A 19306-nucleotide genomic window follows, 5' to 3' on the forward strand; every position below is an offset into this window, starting at 1 on the left:
CGTTGTCCTTCGGCAGGCGGCGGCCGCCGGCGCGGCCCTGCGCAATGAGCGCATCCCGCTCTTCGTCGGAGTACGCGTACTCGTGCGCCGCGTTCGTCCACTTGAGGCGGTAGAGCGGCGGCGAGGCGAGGTAGACGAAGCCGGCGTCGATGAGCGGCTGCATGAACCGGAACAACACCGTGAGCAGCAGCGTCGTGATGTGCTGGCCGTCGACATCGGCGTCGGCCATGAGAATCACCTTGTGATACCGGGCCTTCTCGACGTCAAAGTCGTCGCCGATGCCGGTACCAAACGCCGTGATCATCGACTGAATCTCGGTGTTCTGCAGCGCGCGGTCGAGACGCGCCTTTTCGACATTGAGCACCTTGCCGCGCAGCGGCAAAATCGCCTGCGTGCGCGGGTTACGACCCTGCACCGCCGAGCCACCTGCCGAATCACCCTCGACCATGAAGATCTCGGACTCGTTGGGGTTGCGCGAGGTGCAGTCACGAAGCTTGCCGGGCATGCCACTCGACTCGAGCAGGCCCTTGCGGCGGGTCTGCTCGCGCGCGCGGCGGGCAGCGAGACGTGCAGCGGATGCCTGAGTCGCCTTGCGAATGACCTCGCGGGCCTGCTGCGGGTTGCGATCGAGCCACTCCTGCAGCCCCTGGTTCATGACGCGCTGCACATACGACTTCGCCTCGGTGTTGCCGAGCTTCATCTTCGTCTGGCCCTCGAACTGCGGTTCGCCGAGCTTCACCGAGATAATCGCGGCGAGGCCCTCGCGGACATCCTCCCCGGAGAGGTTCTCGTCCTTCTCCTTGAGCAGGCCCTTGTCGCGGGCGTAGCGGTTCATCGCCGTGGTGAGCGCGGCGCGGAAGCCTTCGAGGTGCGTGCCGCCCTCGCGAGTATTGATCGTGTTCGCGAACGAGTGCACCGACTCGCTGTACGCCTCGGTCCACTGCATCGCGATCTCAACCGAGATGGTCGCCTCGGTGTCTTCTTCGACCATGTCGATGATCTCGGGATGCACCGCCTCGACCTTCTTGCGCTTCACAAGGTGCTCGACGTAGTCGACGAGGCCGCGGTCGTACTTGAAGACCTGCTTGCGGTGCTTGTGCTCAGTCTCCACCGGCGTCGTCTCAGCGTCGGGCTCGTCGGGAGCCTGCACGACAGCTTCTTCAGCGCCATCCGAGTCGCTCGGCTCAAGCACCTCGTGCACCTGGGTCATACCCTCGTTCAGCGTGGCCGGGTCGCGCTCATCGGTGAGCGTGATGCTGAGGCCGCGGTTGAGGAACGCCATCTGCTGGAAGCGCGTGCGCAGCGTCTCCCAGTCGAACTCGGTCGTCTCGAAAATCTCGCCGTTCGGGTAGAACGTGATGCGGGTGCCGGTGACGTCGGTCTCGGCGCCCTCTTGAATGGCGCCCTGCGGCACACCGTTTGCGAATTCCATGTGCCACTCGTGGCCATCACGCGACACATCGGCGAGAAAGCGCGTCGAAAGCGCGTTCACGACCGACGAGCCGACACCGTGCAGACCGCCCGAAACGGCGTAACCGCCGCCACCGAACTTGCCGCCGGCGTGGAGCTTCGTGAGCACGACCTCGAGCGTCGAAACGCCCTCGACGGGGTGCGTTTCGACCGGAATACCGCGGCCGTTGTCGACAACGGTGACACCGCCGTCGGCGCGAAGCGTGACCTGAATGTCGTCGCAGTAGCCCGCAAGCGACTCATCAACGGAGTTGTCGACGATCTCGTACACCAGGTGGTGCAGTCCGTCGGGGCCCGTCGAGCCGATGTACATACCCGGACGCTTCCGCACCGCCTCGAGACCCTCGAGAACCTGGATCTGACCAGCTCCATAGTCGTGTTCGACGCGGCCGGTCGTGGATCCGTGCTGGTTTGCCCCAGTATCCGTCATTCGGACTCCTCAGTTTTTACTTCGCAGACGTTCCATTCTAGCAAGGGATTGCCGGATTCGCCGTTATTTGGCGATCTGCGGGCTTTTCCCCCCACGCTCGTGGTCACCTACCCATAGGTGTCTCGAGGCCCTCGACCCGGCACAGAACGATTTCCGTGTCGCCAAGACGGCGCCCCGGGGTTCAAAAACTTGATATCGGTGAGCTCGACCTCGGGCACGGCAGCTCGGATGCGCCCGAGCAGTTCGCCGCGAATCGATCGCAACTGCGTGGCCCAGGCCGTCGAATCGCACTGCACGAGCAGCACGCCCTCGTCGACGAACAGCGGTTTGGTGTGCGCGGCTGTGCGCTGACCAGCAAAATTCTCCCACTCTTCGATGAGCCGAGCCTGAGCGAGGGGCGTCTGCCAATCAAATTGCGCGAAGAGCTGGCTCAGCACGGCACTCGTCGACTGCGGGTCGCGCTTCGGGCCGAAGGGGAGTTGCTCGGCCTGCGCATCCTTCGACTCGGGCGTCGACGCGCCCCGGCCGCGCAGCAGACGGCGGGGAATCTTGTGGCCTCCGAAGACCTCCTTGCAGCGCAGCCAGACGAGCGTCGATTCGCTGAACTCAGCCATCGGTTTCGCCGTTCGCGATCGTGCCGGCTTCGATGCGAATCGTGTCGTGCCGCAGCGCCTCGGGCAGGTCGGTGACGACGGCGCAGGTGATGAGCACCTGTTCGAAGTCGTGCACCGCGTTTGCGAGGCGCGAACGGCGGGCGCCGTCGAGCTCAGCAAACACGTCGTCGAGAATCAGCACCGGGTCGCCGGTCTTCGATTCCTCGCGGATGAGCTGGGCCGCCGCGAGCTTGAGCGCGAGCGCGAACGACCACGATTCTCCGTGGCTCGCGGTGATGCGCGCCGGCAGGCCATTGAGCCAGAACGTTGCGTCGTCGCGGTGCGGGCCCACGAGCGTGACGCCGCGTTCGAGCTCGCGCGGGCGCGCATCCATCAGCCGCTGGCGGAAGCGTTCGGCGATGTCGTCGACCGTGAGCACGCCGCCGATCTCTTCGCCCTCGCCGTCGCCATCCATGTGGCGGCCCGTGTCGGCGAGCGCGCTGACACGCATCGAAATGCTCGTGCCGTGGTCGGCCTCGACGAGCGTCGTGTNAGGCGTTCGCGAGATGGGGCCGCAGCCGGTCGACGAGGGCAAGCCGCTGGGCAACAATTTTTGTGCCGAGCTCGATGAGCTGGTCGTCCCAGATGTCGAGCGTCGTGAGCTGCTCGGTGCCGAGCCGCTGTTGCCGGCCCGATTTCAGCAGCGAATTGCGCTGGCGCAGCACCCGCTCGTACTTCGAGATCGTTTCGCCGAACCGCGGGGAGTGCGTTATGAGGAGCTGGTCAAGCAGCTCCCGGCGCTGACCCGGGTCGCCGCGCACGAGCGATAAGTCCTCGGGCGCGAACACAACGGTGGTAAAGAATCGTGCGAGCTCACGGGTCTTCACCGCATGTCCGCGCACTCGTGGCTTGTTGCTGCCCGACTTCGCGATCTCGACATCGATGCTGAGCTCGCGCTCACCGTGACGCAATTCGGCGCGGACGATGCTACCGTCCTCTCCGAAACGCACGAGCGCCGCATCCGACGAGACCCGGTGCGACTTCAGCGTGCCGAGGTAGGCAATGGCCTCGACCAGATTCGTCTTGCCCTGGCCGTTCGCGCCCTCGAACACCTGGATACCCGGGTGCAGCTCGAGTTCGGCGGTGCGGTAATTCCGAAAATTCCGCAGGCTCAGGTGGGTGACGTGCACGATGCGCCGTTAGCGCATGAGCAGGTTCGGCTGCAGCAGGTAGCGGAAGGTGTCGGTGGCGGCGGCCTCGTCGAGCGAGGTCTGGCCGGTGAGCAGCACGGGGCCAGGCTTGTTCGGGTTGTCGTTGTTCGTGAAGGCAATCTTCACAAACGCCGAGTGGATCGCGCCGACGCCCTCGAGCAGGAACTGCGGTTTGAGTGAAACGACAATTCCCTCGCCCTGCAGGTTGATGCTGAGCTCTTCGGCGCCGGCGGCCTGCTCGGCGCCAACCGCGTCAAGCTTGAGGCCCTCGTCCGAGAAGCTGAAGCGCAGGGCCTGCTCACGCTCGAGCACGAGCTGCATGCGACGAACCGCGTCGATGACATCGCTGCCCTGCAACACCGCGAAGTGCGGGGTTTCGGCGGGGAAGAGTCGCGATACGGCGGGGAAGTTGCCCTTGATGAGCAGCGACGTGACGGTGCGGCCATCGGCGGTGAATGCGATGAGCTGGCGGTCGCCCTCGCTCACGAGCGTGATGACCACTTCGTCGGCGTGCGCGAACGACTTGCCGACCTCGCCGAGGGTGCGCGAGGGAACAAGTGCCTGGTCGCCCTCAGCAAAGTTGCTCTGCCATTCGATTTCCCGTACCGCTACGCGGTAGCGGTCGGTCGCGACGAGCTGCAGCTGCGTCGGCGAGAACGTGAGGTGCACACCGGTGATAACCGGGGCGACATCTTCGCGGGATGCTGCGACGACGACCTGGCTGATGGCCTCCGAAAAGTCGGCGCCCGAGACGACACCCGAGGTGCCCTCGATCGTCGGAAGTGCTGGGAACTCCTCGATCGGCATCGTCGGCAACGTGAAGTTTGTGCGACCACAGGTGATCGTGATGCCGCGGTCGTCGCGCTCGACTTGCACCGGGGCATCCGGCAGTCGGCTGGCGATATCGGCGAGAAGGCGACCCTGCACGAGCACTGCGCCCGACTCGTCGACGGTCGCGTCGATCGAGGTGCGGCTCGAAACTTCGTAGTCAAACGTCGAAAGCTGCAGCGTGCTGCCGCTGGTCTCGAGCACGACACCGCTGAGGATCGGCAAAGTGGGTCGCTGAGGGAGGAGCTTGACGACAAACGACACGGCGTCGCTGAACATGTCGCGATTGACTTCAAACTTCACTGGCGATTCCTCCATGGCTCGGCGGGGATTCAATGCTAGCGGGTTGCTGTGGCGTCTTCCTCCTCAGCGGCTCTTCGGGTTCGAGGGCCCGAACGACAAAATGTCACGAGCGGATTTTTCTAGGTAGAGAGATCTGTCTTCTCACTCTTAACAGCTGTGGAGAATGTGGATAACTCTGTGGTCAACTGATTTCCGTAGGGAACTACATCGCTGAAACTTGTGATTCTCGAGTGGATGGAAAGTGGACGGCATCCCCAGATTGTCGCGTCCTGACGCGGATCTCCACAGGCCCGTCCGCTGCGTGCACAGTTTGTCCACTGCCACGATGGCGAATTCCACAAGTTATCCACAGATCGTGGAAATTGCATTGTCCACGGCTTATCCACGCACTATTCACGGGCTTTTCCACAGAGTTATCCACAGGCTATGGAAACGACGATGCGCTCGATCTGAGGTCACCGCGATCGAGCGCATTGAGCGTGGAGTTACCGTGCGTTGGGTTGGCGAATCCTCGAGGTGAGTTCGGTGACCTGGTTGAAGATCGAACGGTCTTCGGTCATGAGCTTCGTGATCTTGCGGTGGGCATACATCACGGTGGTGTGGTCTCGGCCGCCGAAGAGTTGACCGATCTTCGGAAGCGAGAGGTTCGTCATCTCGCGACAGAGGTACATAGCGATCTGCCGGCTCGTGGCGATGGCCTGCGAGCGACTCGAGCCATAGAGGTCCTCCACGGTGAGGTGGAAGTAATCCGCAGTCTCTCGAATGATGTCCTGTGGCGAGATGACATTCGGCTCTCGGTTCGTGATGAGGTCCTTGAGCACTGTCGTCACGAGATTCAGGTCGATCGCCTGCTGGTTCAGGTTCGCGAAGGCCGTGACGCGGATGAGCGTGCCCTCGAGTTCGCGGATGGAGCTCGTGACGTGCACTGCGATGAACTCGAGCACCTCATTCGACAGCTCGAGCTGGTCGGCTTCGGCCTTCTTGCGCAGAATCGCAATGCGCGTCTCGAGATCCGGCGACTGCACGTCGGTGATGAGGCCCCACTCGAAGCGGGAGCGCATCCGATCTTCAAAGCCTGTCAGCTGCTTCGGCGGCACGTCGGAGGTGATGACCACCTGCTTGTTGTGCTCGTGCAGCGTGTTGAACGTGTGAAAGAAGGTCTCCATCGTCGAGTCCTTGCCCTGCAAGAACTGGATGTCGTCGATGAGCAGGATGTCGTTGTTGCGGTAGCGCTGGTGGAACTCTGCCGAGCGGTTCATCGAAATCGAGTTGATGAAGTCGTTCGTGAATTCCTCGCTCGACACGTAGCGAACCTTGATGCCGGGGTACATGTCCTGGGCATAGTGGCCGATGGCGTGGAGCAGGTGGGTCTTGCCCAGCCCGGAATCACCGTAGATAAAGAGGGGGTTGTATGCCCGAGCCGGAGTCTCGGCGACTGCCACGGCCGCCGCGTGGGCGAATCGGTTTGATCCGCCGATGATGAAGTTTTCGAAGATGTACTTCGGGTTGAGGCGCGAGTCGCCGTCGGGCTGGGTCGCGTTAGGGTCGTGATACGGGGCAGCGGCTTCGATCCCGTGGCTGATCGCGGGCGTCGCCTCAGCCTGTGGATAACCGGTGGAGAAACTCGAGAATCGGTCCTCATACGGCGCCGTTCGTTGCATCGTTGCGGCCTGCTCCATAGGCGCCTCGGCGGGGAGCGGGGTTTCATAGACCGTCGTGTCGGCCGGAGGGGTCGGCTCCGAGTTCGGATTGACCACGATCGCAAAGTTGCGAACGCCCTCGGCTGCCGGAGTGGCGGCGATGGCTTCGAGCAGGTAGGCGCGACCGCGCTGTTCGATCTGCGAGCGAGTGAGATCGTTCGGCACCTCGAGGTAAATTGTGCCGTCCATCACGCCTTTTGCCTGCACCAGGCCGAAGTAGCCGCGCATGGATTGGGGCATGTCGAGGTTGCCTCGAAGCGTCGTGAAGAGGTCTGTCCAGACTTCCGTCACAGCTTGCGTCACGTGTGACTTCCTTCCGGTGATCGATCTCGACTACTTCATGGCTCACAGAACAGCGGGCATGCTGCCGCACGACTGCACCTTCTGTGCGCGCCGTGCCACCCTGCACCTCGATCGTCTCGCACGGGACCCGCATTTGCAAAGTTATCCACAGGCTGTGTGGAAAACTGTGAGTTATGAGGCCGGTGCGCAATCGTGCGCGACAGATACGCCACTCTAAACCACGAATGGACACCGAGGCGAACCAGGGCTACCAGGATATTGTCATTTCCGGCGAGTCGCCCCAGGCAAACCCGGTCAACGTGGTAGCTCGCCTACATACGTGGCGAGATCAACCTTGACCTGAGGCTTGAACGTGGCGTAATCTGATCCAGTTATGCCCGCATCCGGGCCTTGTTTCGCTGCCCCACAGCCTAGGGCCTCGATCAGGAGATTTTTTATGTCGAAGCGTACTTTCCAGCCCAACAACCGCCGCCGCGCCAAGAAGCACGGCTTCCGCGCCCGCATGCGCACCCGCGCCGGCCGTGCCATTGTCGCGGCACGCCGCTCGAAGGGCCGCAAGGTCCTCTCGGCGTAGTCCCCGGTGCTTGCTCGGCAGAACAAAGTCACTAGCGGAGCCGACTACCGTCGCATCTCCCGCCGTGGCCGTCGAGCTGCCGCATCCGGACTTATAGCGATTGGCGAAGCCAACCGCGACGCAGCCTCACCCACCCGCTTTGGTTTCATCATCACCAAGCGGGTGGGTGTCGCTGTTGTACGCAATCACACGCGTCGCCGGCTCAAGGGCATTGCACTCGAGCTCCTCACCCTGGTCCCCACCGGGGCTTCGTTCGTGATTCGCGTTTTTCCCGAGGCCTCGAGCTTCAGCTACGAGCAGCTGCGCGCTGAAACTCGGCGCGCGGTGTTGCATGCGGCCGACAAGCTTGGCCTTGTTGCGGCGGACGTTACTGACGACGCCGAATTCTGCAGTTGCACCGATGGCGCCGACTGATCGACCGTCAATGATGCGACGAGTCCTGCACAACATTGCACTCATCCCACGCAATCTCGGGATCGTGCTGCTCCTGCTCTATCGCCGCTTCATCTCGCCGATCTACGGGGATGTCTGCCGGTACTACCCAACCTGTTCCGCGTATGGTTTAGAGGCAGTGCAGGTGTATGGCCTGGTGCGAGGGAGCTGGATGGCGGCTCGTCGGATCATGCGATGCCACCCCTGGGCGAAGCCGGACTTTGATTACGTCCCGGAGCCCAAACGACCCTTCCCGATTCGACGCACCAAGTTTGGGTTCGTCGTGTCTGATTTGCAAATGAAAGGCGAAGACGCTCGATGAACATCTTCGACATTATTATCTGGCCGTTGCGGTGGGTGATTGAGCTCATCCTCGTCGGTGCGCACACCGCGTGGACAGCTCTCGGCCTGCCAGAGGACAGCGGCTGGACATGGGTGCTGTCGATCATGATCATCGTGCTTGTCGTCCGCTCGGCGATGATCCCGCTCATGGTCCGGCAGATCAAGTCGATGCGCGGCATGATGGAGCTGCAGCCTGAACTCAAGAAGATTCAGGACAAGTACAAGGGCAAGCGCGACCAGTTCTCGCAGCAGGCCATGCAGCAAGAGACCATGGCGCTCTACAAGAAGCACGGCTCGAGCCCGCTCTCGAGCTGCTGGCCGATGCTCATCCAGATGCCGATCTTCTTCTCGCTGTATCGCGTGCTGAACACCGCGAACCACAGTGAGGCCGGCGTTGGCCTTATGAGCCAGGACCACGCCGTGCTGCTCGCGAACTCCGAAATTTTCGGGGCACCGCTGAGCTCGATTCTGTCGCAGGCCAACGGCAACACGAACATCATCGTCGTCGCGATCGTGCTCATCGTGCTCATGGTCGGTACGCAGTTCTTCACACAGCGCCAGATCACCTCGCAGAACATCTCGGAGGCCGCGAAGGCTTCGCCGATGTTCCGTCAGCAGCAGATGCTCATGTACTTGCTGCCGCTCGTCATGGCGGTTTCGGGCTTCATGTTCCCGATCGGCCTCATGGTTTACTGGCTGCTCACGAACATCTGGACCACCGGTCAGCAGTGGTGGACCATCCGCAACATGCCGACTCCTGGTTCGGACGCGTACAAGAAGCGCGTCGAGCGTCTCAAGGAAAAGGGCAAGTGGGACGACCACCCCGACAACCCCGCCAACCGCATCGTGCGCGACGGTAAGACGCAGCGTCAGCTCGAGCTCGAGGCGCAGGAAAACGGCGGGCAGCGACAGCAGCCGGTGTCGAAGAATCGCAAGAAGAAAAAGAGGAAGTAGGCAGTAGCGATACGGTGCACGGGCACCGAGCCAGCGAGGTTCGGTGCCCGTTTGCACATGTACGGGCGGATGCGCGATTACCGGTAATCTGGGGTGCTGAGAGAAGGAATGCAATGAGCGCCAATGACATGACTGACCACGACGTCGTCGAAGACGAGCGTGTCGAATCCGTCACGGTTGACGAAGACGTGATTGACGACGACGTCACCGACGAGGCCGTCACNTGACGACGCCACCGAGGAGGGTGATCGCGACGAGGGCGACATCGCTGCGGACTTTATCGAAGAGCTCCTCGACATCGCTGACATCGACGGCGACCTCGACATCGACGTGACCGGAGGCCGCACCTACATTTCGGTGACCGCCGACGGTGAGAGCAATCTCGACCGCATCGCATCCCCCGAGGTGGTGGATGCGCTGCAGCAGCTCACCCGCCTCGCCGTGCAGGCAGAGACCGGTGAGTTCTCACGGTTGATTCTGGACGTGGGCGGCTCGCGGGATGCGCGTCGCAACGAGCTGCAGAGCCTGGTCTCGCGCGCGATCGAGCGAATCGAGGATGGTGCCGCTTCGGCAGCCCTTCCGCCGATGTCGTCGTACGAGCGCAAGATCGTGCATGACATTGCATCGGAGCGCGGCTACAACTCCGAGAGCGAGGGCGAAGGTCGCAAGCGTCACACGGTGTTGCGCGCGAACTAGGCTGTTCGAGTTTTTCAGACGCGGGTCGTCGACGTTGGTCGGCGGCCCGCGTACTTGTTTTCCGTACAATTCTTGCGCTGCATAAATGAGTATCGATGTAGATTTGTTGCATCACCCAGGAGCGCTCAGATTGGGATGCGTTACGCATTGCTGTCAGTCTGGGATGGGGTGGGAATGCCCCGACATCGGCGTGCTGGCGCGGAAGTTGGTCGGTGCGTGCCCAAGTAGTGGTGGACAGTCGCAATTCGCGTCGGAGCGACATCCATGAAATTACGCTGATGCGATTCTGACGATGCCGGTTCTAGGTCAGTTTTGCCGGCTTGGGGCGCTTGAATACCCCAAAACTGATAGTGAGTGTGTCGGTCTCCCCGCCCCCAGGGAGACGATCGAACTTCCGGTACCTCGCTATCGGAGCTTGCCCTGGTGTCACGTGAAACGAGGACACTGGTGCAGGCGAAGTGGCTCAGTCTCGCGGAGCGTCAGTGTTCAGGGACTCGCACACCACTCTTGGGGAGGCTGAAGGTCGTGGCCCGTTCGTCAGCGGGTCTGACCCGCGTCCCCGCCTTGGCCGGCAGTTCGGTTTCACGTGAAACGGCTCGAGGCGGCCCCGTGTTCGCGCGTCGAGCTCGAGTGAGGCGGATGCGGCAGTGCGAAGGCGTGGGTGATCAATTGCCCGTGCTCGCGAGTTTCACGAGTGTTGGATTTCGGTCCGGGCAGCGCTGCGCAAACGGAGGTTCGCACATATGAAGAGACAACTTGTTGAACACTAGGCATCGCAGCCGGCGAGCAGCTGCGGTGCTGGGGCTGACGATTGATGCTGATACGAAGCGCGTGCTTGGTTTCACGTGAAACGGGGTCGATCCGCGTCGGCGATCGTACTCTCAGTGAGTGAGGCTGGGTCGAAACTGTGGGGTCAAGGTTCTGCGAGAGCCGTATGAGCACTGAAGTGGCTTGCAGATCCCGCGGTAGTGGGCCAGGTGACTCATGTCCATCTCCAAGTTCGTGCTGCGTTTCACGTGAAACTGCGCTCATCTGCGCGGGTGATAGACGCTGCAGCGAGTTGGGCTGCGTCGAAATCGTGGCAGACGCGTTATCGAGGGTGGGTTGGGAACTGACTGGGCAGTTTGAACGTGGAGTGGCGGGTGTGGGACTGGCCATTCTGCGAAACATTCTCTCGGTTTCACGTGAAACGCGGGCAATCTCACGCGCCGCGAAGCGTGAGATCATCGGGATGGGCGTTTCACGGAGACTGACTCCGTTGACATTGAACCCTCATCGCGCAGCGAAGCTCGCGGGGGGAGGAAGGGCTATTCCGACGACATGCACAGGAGCAGCCGCTGTAGGAGCGGGCGTTGGAACGGCAAGCTGGATTCAACTCGAGGAGGGTGGCTAGTTTCACGTGAAACGGGGCCATCATCGGTTCGATAGAACTGCGCTTCGTCGGGCTGATAGTTGATGGACAAGGCAACTGGCGTGCCTACGGAGTGTGTTGTTCGTGAGCCGTGATTCGGTGCTCCAGCGGAGACCAAAACGTCGGCGATTCGTGGCGCTGGTGCTGTTCTATGTCGTGAAGGTCCTGGGTTTCACATGAAACGGGTTCGGCTGAAGAGTGATGGAATCGTGGAGTCGGTATGAGGTGGTGGTGAGAGGACGGCCATGTCCCGTGCTCCCTGACTCGCGAAGCTGGAGGGAGGGCGCACATATGCCGCGTCCTGCGAGCTTCGATTACTCGGCGGGGGTTGATTCATCGCGGATGAGCGTTGTTTCACGTGAAACGCCAATCCACTACCCCGGGGCTTGGCGTCGGTGGGGTCGTGAATACTGCGCTGCGCGGGCGAGGACTGGATTCTGAGTGGCTCCGCGATAGCTCCCTGGGTCACCAGCTTGATCGAGGCGGCTGGGTTGTCGAGCCGATTAGCGATGGATCGATTGCATTGCTTGAAGTGGTGTTGGTTTCACATGAAACGCGCGATTGACATTGCCTGAGCCTCAGACTTCCATGGGCCGCATTCGTCACGCCAATTCGTTCTCGCGAATAACGCCCGCTTCCTCGACAACGGGATGTAGGTGCTGTTGGCGGGCGCGAGCTACGGGCTGTCGAACCGTGATCAGAGAAGGTAAGCGATGCCCCGGAACCGCTGCAAGGATGTCTAATCCGTTTCACGTGAAACAACGAGAAGTGGGTCTCACCTTATGGCAACGGGTTTCGAACCGGAATGTCGATAGGCGGAGTGACGATACGCCGGGAGTCGCCCTCTGCGGAGCCTCTTGTTTCACGTGAAACCGGTGATGGGTGTTCCCTGGGTCTAGCAACGAGAGCGCAGTAGACGGTTTCAACAGGATCGTCGACCGATCGGACGACCTTGGACTGCGGAATAGCTTGCTGAGGCGATGGCAGCTCTCGAAGGGGACGAGAAACTCTGCACTACCGCTGCGTGCTGGAGGAGTGTTTCTGCGGGCGCGACCGATCCGCCTCAAGGTGGGGCGGTGCCGGTGTCGGCCGTTTGCTCGTCATGGTCCCCATGAGAAGTCGCGGTTCGGAGTCGCAAGCTTGTGTTTCACGTGAAACGTCATCTCCACGGCCGGTGCAATCCGGCCCGCGTTCGCAGTGATGACGCACGGCCCTAGACACTTCGGTTCGCCGATCACTGACTGACGAGCGGCACGCTCGTGTAAGAAGCCCACCCTCGCTTCTCGCCAGCCATAGCTCGTAGTTCCTGCGACGGAGATCGTTGAGGTGGACGAGGCCATGCAGTTCGCGCTTCCGCCGAGGCGAGGGCGGCCACTTGGTAGCGGCGAGCCAGGCGGGGACTCGCACGTTTCACGTGAAACCAGACACGCGCGTTCTTCGCAACCGAACTCCCCGGTGTGGAATGGGCCGTTCGCACTGCAGCCACGCTCGCGCAGACTTCCGCCCGCAGACTACGTCTCTCTCTGGCTGCTCATCCTGGTGATTCATGTGGGCAAGGATGTGCGCCCCCGTTGTCGTCGTCTAGTGACGCGGTTGAGCGTGCCTGTACCGAGGAGTGTTGGCGCTGCGGTGAGTGGCTGTCACTGGGCTTGATGATGGAAGCATCGCTGTCATGTTTCACGTGAAACAAGAGGGCAGCGTTCGCTGGTGCGCAGCTCGCAGTTGGGGGCGCCCGTGAAGGCGTGGTCGTAGACACGACTGGGAATCTGAGCAAAACCAGGAGCAGGCCAGGAACAAGCTCAGGAGCAGGCGTGAAATGGGAAACTCGCCGAGGACGCAAGGTTCCGGTGCCGACTCTGTAACGCACCTAGACCAGTCGTTTCACGTGAAACGACATCGATACTGGCTATTCATACCGAGCACCAATGCCAAGCCGGAACCCGATTCTGCGCTGTGACCAGGGAAAAGCGCTGATGAGCGAATGAAAATACCAGGTCAAGAGGTGATCACCGCCCTCCCCGCGACGGCGTCGCCGCTCTACGTTTCACGTGAAACAATTGGGGTTCTACGAAAGGACTCCCCATGAGCGACGCGGCGGCAATTCCCGAGCCCGTGACCCAGGTACAGCTTGGTGATGAATCGGTCGAGGTTGAACCCCGCCCTGACGTCGCGGCGGAGATCTTCGGCGACCGGGTGCACCTCGCCCAGGCCTACGCCAACGCGCTCGCCGATGACGGCGAGACGCTCGGACTCCTCGGCCCCCTCGAGTACCCGCGCCTGTGGACCCGCCACATCGTGAACTCTGCCCTCATCGCCCCTCTCCTCGCTGGCAGCGTCGGCGACGTCGGGTCGGGAGCCGGCCTTCCGGGCATCCCGTTGGCGATTGCACGTCCCGACGTGAAGTTCACCCTGATCGAGCCGATGGAGCGTCGGCACACGTGGCTGCTTGAGCAGGTCGAGGCTCTGGGCCTCGACAACGTCACTCCGTTGCGCGCTCGCGCTGAGGAGGTCGCCGACACGCACTCCTTCGACCAGGTCACCGCGCGGGCCGTCGCGGCGCTGAGCAAGCTCATCCCCATCACCGCACCCCTCGTCCGTTACGAGGGCGAGCTCGTACTACTCAAGGGTCGCTCGGCCGAAGCGGAGATCCAGAAGGCGGCGAAGCAGATCCGCCGTTTCCAGCTCGAGGACATTCGCGTGGAAGAGGTCGGTACCGAACTCGACACTGAGCCAACGCGCGTTGTGCGCGCCACGATCGCGTAACCGAGTAGTTCTAGTTCTCCACAGGCACGAGTTCTTCACAACTCCGAGAGCGCTCCCCGCCGATGCAGCTTCGGTGGGCGACAATAGAGCGTGCGAGAGACCGCGAAGTCCGGTCAATTCAAGGCGAAGGGACCACACCTCTATGAGCGACGCGTTCGAGTCACCGATTGCGCGGCAGATTGCTGTGCTCACCGCGAAGAAGCGAGCACTCAAGACGGTCAAGACCCCTCGACCGGCAACAACCCGCATCTTCACGGTCTCGAACCAGAAGGGGGGCGTTGGCAAGACGACGACCACCGTGAACATCGCCGCCGCCCTCGCGCAGGCCGGGCTCAAGGTACTGGTGATCGACATTGACCCACAGGGCAACGCATCGACGGCGCTCAATGTAGATCGCCAGGGTGACGTAGCGGGCACGTACGAGGTGCTCATTGACTCCGTTCCGCTCGCTGAGGTGGTGCAGGCGTCGCCCGATATCGCAGGACTGGAGTGCTGCCCCGCGACGTTGAATCTCGCGGGAGCCGAGATCGAACTCGTCGACGTAGACCAGCGCGAAACGCGGCTCCGTGAGGCCCTCACGACGTACCTCGGCGAGCGTGAGGCCGCATCCGACCCCCTCGACTATGTGTTCATCGACTGCCCGCCCTCGCTCGGCCTGCTCACNATGAACGCGTTCGCGGCGGCGAAGGAAGTTCTCATTCCGATCCAGGGTGAGTACTACGCCCTCGAGGGCCTCAGCCAGTTGCTCAACTCGATCAACCGCCTGCGTGAGTACCTCAACCCGAACCTGCAGGTCAGCGCGATCCTCATGACCATGTTTGACCGCCGCACGAACCTTTCCCGCGAGGTTGCTGACGAGGTGCGACAGCACTTCCCCGAGCAGACTCTCTCGACGGTCATCCCACGCTCGGTGCGCATCTCAGAGGCCCCCAGCTACAGCCAAACCATCATCACCTATGACCCCGAAGGCACCGGCGCGGTTGCGTACCGCGAGGCCGCCAACGAGCTTGCGAACCAAGGAGCACACCGCTAATGGCATCCAAGAAGCGCACCGGCCTTGGCCGCGGCCTGAGCGCGCTCATCCCGAGCGGCTCGGGTACCGAAGATCGAGACATCGACGTCTTCTTCGACGGCTCGGCACCCTCGGGACGCCGTCGAGCCCCGGCAACGGCCACGCTCGAGGCCGAACCCGGGGCCACCGCCGAGGCGCCCGCGAAGGTACCTGCCAAGGCGCCGGCAAGAACTCCCGCGAAAACCGCCTCGAAGGCCCCGAGCAAGGCCAAGACCACTTCAACTACATCGAAGTCGACCGCTGCAGGGAAGAGCACATCGAAGACGACCGATGCAGTGAAGAACGCATCGAAGAACATCGATGTAGAGCCCGAGGTTGCAGCCGAGGACACGGCGGTCGATGAGCAACGCGCGGCGAGCCAGATCCCCGACGCCGCCGACACTGCCACGGCCGATGTCGACACGGCCGAGGAGACCGCGGGCAGCGCATCCATCGACGACTCGGCCGACGACAACGACTCGAGCGAGCCCGAGCTCATCCCGGTGCCCGGCGCGACCCTGCGCACGCTCGACCCGGCGCGCATCGTGCCGAACCTGCGCCAGCCGCGCCACGAATTCGACCAGGATGCGCTCGACGAGCTGATCATCTCGGTGCGCGAGTTCGGCGTGCTCCAGCCCATCGTCGTGCGTCCGCTGCCCGAGGGCGACCCGCGCGCGGCCGACGGCGACTACGAGCTCATCATGGGTGAGCGCCGTCTGCGCGCCACCAAGGCCTCGGGCCGCACCGAGGTGCCGGCGATCGTCCGCGACACCGACGACGAGGACATGCTGCGCGACGCGCTGCTCGAGAACCTGCACCGCGCTGAGCTCAACCCGCTCGAAGAGGCGTCGGCCTACCGCCAGCTGCTCGACGACTTCGGCTGCACGCAGGACGAGCTCGCGGAGCGCATCGGTCGCTCGCGCCCGCGCATCTCGAACACGCTGCGCCTGCTCAACCTCCCCGTGGACGTGCAGCGCCGCGTCGCTGCGGGCGTCCTCAGCGCCGGCCATGCCCGCGCCGTGCTCTCGGTGGGGGAGCCCGCCGCGATGACGCAGCTCGCCGACCGCATCGTCAACGAGCAGCTCTCGGTGCGCGAGTCGGAGACCGCGGCCGCGACGCTCGCGACCCGCGCTGGGCGCAGCACGCGCGCATCCAAGCAGCAGGATGCGCCGGGTAGCGACTCGCTCAGCGCCCACCTCGAAGAGGTGAGCGAGCGCCTCGGCGACCGCTTCAACACCCGAGTGAAGGTCGTGCTGCGCAAGACCAAGGGCACGATCACCATCGACTTCGCGTCGATGGCCGACCTCAACCGCATCCTCGAAGACCTCGACGAGGCCGACGAGAGCTAGCGGCTGGACCGACGAACCGAGCCGACGAGACCTACGCCTCGGCGCCCTCGGTCTCGTCGGCGTCGGCCTGCGCACCGGCGTCGGCCGCAGCATCCACCGCAGCGTCAGCCTCAGCAACAACAGCCTCGTTCGAGGTGCGCGCCCCGCGCCGAGCCGCGTGTTCGGCGAGCTTCGCGTACACCTCGGGCGCGGCGAGCTCGGCCGCCTCGAGCGCGAGCGGCACGAGCGAGGTCTCGGTCATGCCCGGAATCGGGTCGGCCTCGATGAACCACGGCGTGCCCGCCTCGTCGACGATGAAGTCGACGCGGGCGAGGTCGGCGAGGCCGATCGTCTCGTACGCCAGCAGCGCCTGCTCGGCGACCCGCTGCGCCACCTCGTCGCTCAACCGCGCGGGCGCGTAGTAGGTCGTCTCGCCGGCGTTGTAGCGCGCCGCGTAGTCGTAGACGCCATTCGCGGGCACGATCTCGACCGCAGGCACGGTGAACGGGCCGTCGCCGTAGTCGAGCACGCCGACGGTCACCTCGGTGCCGAGTACGCGCTTCTCGATGAGCACTGAGTCGCCGTACGTGAACGCGGTGACGAGGGCGCGGCCGAACTCCGAGATGTTGTCGACGAAGGTCACACCCTGCGACGAGCCGCCCTCGGTCGGCTTCACGACGGCCGGGAAGTCGACGCCGCGCGCGATCGCCTGAATCACGCTCGTCGCCCCGAGCTCGCGGAACGTCTCGTTCGGCAGCACGATCGACTGCGGCGTCGCCATACCCGCACGCTTCACGAGCGCCTTCGCGGTCGCCTTGTTCCACGCAAGCTTCGCCGCCGTCGGGCGCGAGCCAACGTAGGGCAGCCCGGTCGCGCGCAGCAGCGAGTAGAGCGCGCCGTTCTCGCCGGAAGCGCCGTGCAGCACGGGCCACACGACGTCGACGTCGTCGCGGTGCTCGAGCAGCCACGGCAGCAGCAGCTGGTCGGGCTCGCGCACGGTCACCTTCGCGCCGGCGCGAGTGAGCGCATCCGCCACCCGCCGCCCAGAGCGCAGCGAAACGTCACGCTCGTGCGAGATTCCGCCCGAGAGGATCACAACGTGTTGTCCATTGATGGTCATCCGGATGCTCCTTACCGGTTCGGAGGTCTGGGCTGGCTACTGGAGGTTCGGCGGGGCCGAAGAGAAGCGCGTGTCGATCTCACCCGCGCCGGTGACGTCGCCGAAGGTCTCGAGCAGTTCGAGCTCGTTGTTGATGACGTTCGCGAGGCGGCGCACGCCGAGGCGGATGCGCTCGGGCTNGGGCAGACAGAACGACAGGCGCATCTTGTCGTGGCCGCGGCCGTCGGCGTAGAAGCCCGAGCCGGGGGTATACGCGACGAGCTCGGTCGTGGCGCGCGGCAGCATCTGCTTCGAGTCGAGCCCTGGGGGCAGCTGCACCCAGGTGAAGAAGCCGCCCGTGGGCACCGTCCAGCTCAGCTGTGGCAGGTACTCCTCGAGGGCTCTCAGCATGGCGTCGCGCCGCTCGCGGTAGATGCCGCGGTAGGTGTCGATCTGCCCGCGCCAGTCGGCGGTGTCGAGGTACTCGGCGACCAGCCACTGGTTGAACGTCGAGGGCGAGAGGATCGATGACTCGACGGCGAGGATGAGCTTCTCGCGCACGCCGTGCGGCGCGAGCACGAAGCCGACGCGGACGCCGGGCGAGAGGATCTTTGAGAACGAGCCCATGTAGAGCACGTGCTCGGCGTCGAGCGAGCGCAGCGCGTTCGGTGCGGGCTCCTCGAAGTAGAGCAGGCCGTACGGGTTGTCCTCGAGAATGAGCACATCCTCTCGGATGCACAGGTCGAGAATCTCGCGCCGGCGCGACATCGGCATGGTCACGCCGGTCGGGTTGTTGAAGTTCGGCACGGTGTAGAGGAACTTCACCTGCTTGCCCTCGGCGCGCGCGGTGTGGATCGCCTCGGTGAGCGCGGTCGGGTTGAGGCCGTCCTCGTCCATTTCGACGTGGCGCACGTCGGCCTCGTACGACTTGAACGTGCCGAGGGCGCCGACGTACGTGGGCGACTCGACGAGGATCACGTCGCCCGGATCGATGAACAGCTTCGTGATGAGGTCGATCGCGTGCTGCGAGCCGGTGGTGGTGACGACGTCGTCNGCGCTCGCGTCGGTGATGCCCTCGATCGCCATGAGCTCGAGGATGCCCTCGCGCAGCTGCGGGATGCCCTGGCCACCGCCGTACTGCAGCGCCTCGGGGCCGTGCTCCTTGAGCATCCGGTCGAAGGCTGCGCGGATCAAGTCCTCGGGCAGACCGGCGACGTACGGCGAACCACCGGCCAGCGAAACCACCTCGGGGCGCGACGCCACGGCGAACAGGGCGCGCACCTCGCTCACGGTGAGCCCGGCCGTGCGGCGGGCATAGTTCGAGTACCAGGGGTCGAGATTTCGGCCGCTCGAGGCTGTGGGCTGCTGTTCTGACACGTCGATCCTTCTGCAATAGGTCGAAATGCCATCCTACGCCCGAGCGAACTTTGCCCCCACGCAGCTGGGCCGCGTGGGGGCAAAGGAAACCAGCGGGCCTCGAGTTAGTCGAGCAGGCCCTCAAACTTCTTCTCGAGGGCGCCGCGCGGCTGTGCGCCGAGCGTCTCGGCCTTGATTTCTCCGCCCTGGAACACCTTGATCGCAGGGATCGAGGTGACTTGGTATTTCATGGCGAGGTCCATCTCGGCGTCGATGTCGACCTTGACGAGCTTGACGTTCGGGTGCGCTTCGACGAGCTGGTCGAGCACCGGCGCGACCTGGCGGCACGGGCCGCACCAGGCGGCCCAGAAGTCGACGATGACGGTCTGCTCGGACTCGAGCACCTCGGCGTCGAACGTGGCGGTAGTGACATCAGTAGCCATGACAGCTCCTTCGAATTGT

The 19306-nt window shown here is 63.5% G+C and carries 16 protein-coding genes and 1 pseudogene (1 of these 17 cut by a window edge); 8 read left to right on the forward strand and 9 right to left on the reverse strand.

Annotated elements, in window-relative coordinates; genetic code table 11:
- The 6 genes and pseudogenes from ID132_RS09600 to dnaA form a co-directional block, all read right to left on the reverse strand.
- Window positions 1-1900 carry part of the coding region annotated (locus ID132_RS09600) for a DNA topoisomerase subunit B (protein ID WP_235988463.1) on the reverse strand (this coding region is incomplete at its 3' end). The annotated region extends 117 nt beyond the left edge of the window, so 1900 of the 2017 annotated nt are shown.
- Window positions 1901-2007: 107 nt separating this feature from the next.
- Entirely contained in the window at window positions 2008-2514 is a 507-nt protein-coding gene (locus ID132_RS09605; RefSeq protein ID WP_193128473.1) for a DciA family protein, read from the reverse strand.
- Window positions 2507-3004 (reverse strand): DNA replication/repair protein RecF, encoded by a 498-nt coding sequence (locus ID132_RS15325; RefSeq protein ID WP_413229368.1) that lies wholly within the window; start codon window positions 3002-3004, stop codon window positions 2507-2509. Before ID132_RS15325 ends, ID132_RS09605 begins: the two co-directional genes overlap by 8 nt.
- Before the next feature lie 97 nt (window positions 3005-3101).
- Window positions 3102-3683: pseudogene (gene recF / locus ID132_RS15330) on the reverse strand (DNA replication/repair protein RecF); the annotation flags it as partial.
- Between the two features lie 9 nt (window positions 3684-3692).
- Complete coding sequence (gene dnaN / locus ID132_RS09615) at window positions 3693-4835, reverse strand: DNA polymerase III subunit beta (protein WP_193128474.1); 1143 nt, start codon at window positions 4833-4835, stop codon at window positions 3693-3695.
- 485 nt (window positions 4836-5320) lie between these two features.
- Complete coding sequence (gene dnaA / locus ID132_RS09620) at window positions 5321-6859, reverse strand: chromosomal replication initiator protein DnaA (RefSeq protein ID WP_413229367.1); 1539 nt, start codon at window positions 6857-6859, stop codon at window positions 5321-5323.
- Between the two features lie 415 nt (window positions 6860-7274).
- On the opposite strand from dnaA, the gene rpmH reads away from it, so the two are divergent.
- The 8 genes from rpmH to ID132_RS09660 all read left to right on the forward strand — a co-directional run bounded on the left by rpmH (window position 7275) and on the right by ID132_RS09660 (window position 16410).
- Window positions 7275-7412 (forward strand): 50S ribosomal protein L34, encoded by a 138-nt coding sequence (gene rpmH / locus ID132_RS09625; RefSeq protein WP_125106538.1) that lies wholly within the window; start codon window positions 7275-7277, stop codon window positions 7410-7412.
- Between the two features lie 6 nt (window positions 7413-7418).
- Window positions 7419-7826: a ribonuclease P protein component gene (locus ID132_RS09630; RefSeq protein WP_193128476.1), complete on the forward strand. Its 408-nt coding sequence runs from the start codon at window positions 7419-7421 to the stop codon at window positions 7824-7826.
- Between the two features lie 13 nt (window positions 7827-7839).
- On the forward strand, window positions 7840-8166 hold the full coding sequence (gene yidD / locus ID132_RS09635) for a membrane protein insertion efficiency factor YidD (protein WP_125107413.1): 327 nt from the start codon (window positions 7840-7842) through the stop codon (window positions 8164-8166).
- On the forward strand, window positions 8163-9140 hold the full coding sequence (yidC, locus tag ID132_RS09640; protein ID WP_125106540.1) for a membrane protein insertase YidC: 978 nt from the start codon (window positions 8163-8165) through the stop codon (window positions 9138-9140). The genes yidD and yidC overlap by 4 nt, the downstream gene beginning before the upstream one ends.
- 192 nt (window positions 9141-9332) lie before the next feature.
- Window positions 9333-9836 (forward strand): Jag family protein, encoded by a 504-nt coding sequence (locus ID132_RS09645; protein ID WP_193128477.1) that lies wholly within the window; start codon window positions 9333-9335, stop codon window positions 9834-9836.
- 3493 nt (window positions 9837-13329) lie between these two features.
- The gene (gene rsmG, locus ID132_RS09650) at window positions 13330-14010 is read left to right on the forward strand and encodes a 16S rRNA (guanine(527)-N(7))-methyltransferase RsmG (RefSeq protein ID WP_193128478.1); all 681 of its coding nucleotides are present in this window, start codon (window positions 13330-13332) and stop codon (window positions 14008-14010) included.
- 142 nt (window positions 14011-14152) lie between these two features.
- Window positions 14153-15043, forward strand: a complete 891-nt coding sequence (locus ID132_RS09655; protein WP_193128479.1) for a ParA family protein — start codon at window positions 14153-14155, stop codon at window positions 15041-15043.
- Window positions 15043-16410, forward strand: coding sequence for a ParB/RepB/Spo0J family partition protein (locus tag ID132_RS09660; protein WP_193128480.1), 1368 nt, complete (start codon window positions 15043-15045; stop codon window positions 16408-16410). The genes ID132_RS09655 and ID132_RS09660 overlap by 1 nt, the downstream gene beginning before the upstream one ends.
- 31 nt (window positions 16411-16441) lie before the next feature.
- Here ID132_RS09660 and ID132_RS09665 read toward each other — a convergent pair whose 3' ends face one another.
- The 3 genes from ID132_RS09665 to trxA form a co-directional block, all read right to left on the reverse strand.
- Complete coding sequence (locus ID132_RS09665) at window positions 16442-17509, reverse strand: D-alanine--D-alanine ligase family protein (protein ID WP_193128481.1); 1068 nt, start codon at window positions 17507-17509, stop codon at window positions 16442-16444.
- A 36-nt stretch (window positions 17510-17545) separates the two neighbouring features.
- On the reverse strand, window positions 17546-18865 hold the full coding sequence (locus tag ID132_RS09670; RefSeq protein WP_193128482.1) for an aminotransferase-like domain-containing protein: 1320 nt from the start codon (window positions 18863-18865) through the stop codon (window positions 17546-17548).
- Between the two features lie 104 nt (window positions 18866-18969).
- Window positions 18970-19287 carry a thioredoxin gene (gene trxA / locus ID132_RS09675; protein WP_125106550.1) on the reverse strand — a complete coding sequence of 106 codons (318 nt, stop codon included), beginning with the start codon at window positions 19285-19287 and terminating at the stop codon, window positions 18970-18972.
- Between the last annotated feature and the right edge of the window lie 19 nt (window positions 19288-19306).

The sequence above is a fragment of the Gulosibacter sediminis genome, assembly GCF_014904065.1.
In the GTDB taxonomy this organism is placed as follows: domain Bacteria; phylum Actinomycetota; class Actinomycetes; order Actinomycetales; family Microbacteriaceae; genus Gulosibacter; species Gulosibacter sediminis.

Excerpts from the sequence above, each read along its gene's own strand:
- ID132_RS15325 (WP_413229368.1), bottom strand. The coding sequence starts at position 3,004 with ATGCGTGTCAGCGCGCTCGCCGACACGGGCCGCCACATGGATGGCGAC.
- rsmG (WP_193128478.1), top strand. The coding sequence starts at position 13,330 with ATGAGCGACGCGGCGGCAATTCCCGAGCCCGTGACCCAGGTACAGCTT.
- ID132_RS09665 (WP_193128481.1), bottom strand. The coding sequence starts at position 17,509 with ATGACCATCAATGGACAACACGTTGTGATCCTCTCGGGCGGAATCTCG.
- ID132_RS09605 (WP_193128473.1), bottom strand. The coding sequence starts at position 2,514 with ATGGCTGAGTTCAGCGAATCGACGCTCGTCTGGCTGCGCTGCAAGGAG.
- ID132_RS09660 (WP_193128480.1), top strand. The coding sequence starts at position 15,043 with ATGGCATCCAAGAAGCGCACCGGCCTTGGCCGCGGCCTGAGCGCGCTC.
- yidC (WP_125106540.1), top strand. The coding sequence starts at position 8,163 with ATGAACATCTTCGACATTATTATCTGGCCGTTGCGGTGGGTGATTGAG.
- trxA (WP_125106550.1), bottom strand. The coding sequence starts at position 19,287 with ATGGCTACTGATGTCACTACCGCCACGTTCGACGCCGAGGTGCTCGAG.
- rpmH (WP_125106538.1), top strand. The coding sequence starts at position 7,275 with ATGTCGAAGCGTACTTTCCAGCCCAACAACCGCCGCCGCGCCAAGAAG.
- yidD (WP_125107413.1), top strand. The coding sequence starts at position 7,840 with ATGCGACGAGTCCTGCACAACATTGCACTCATCCCACGCAATCTCGGG.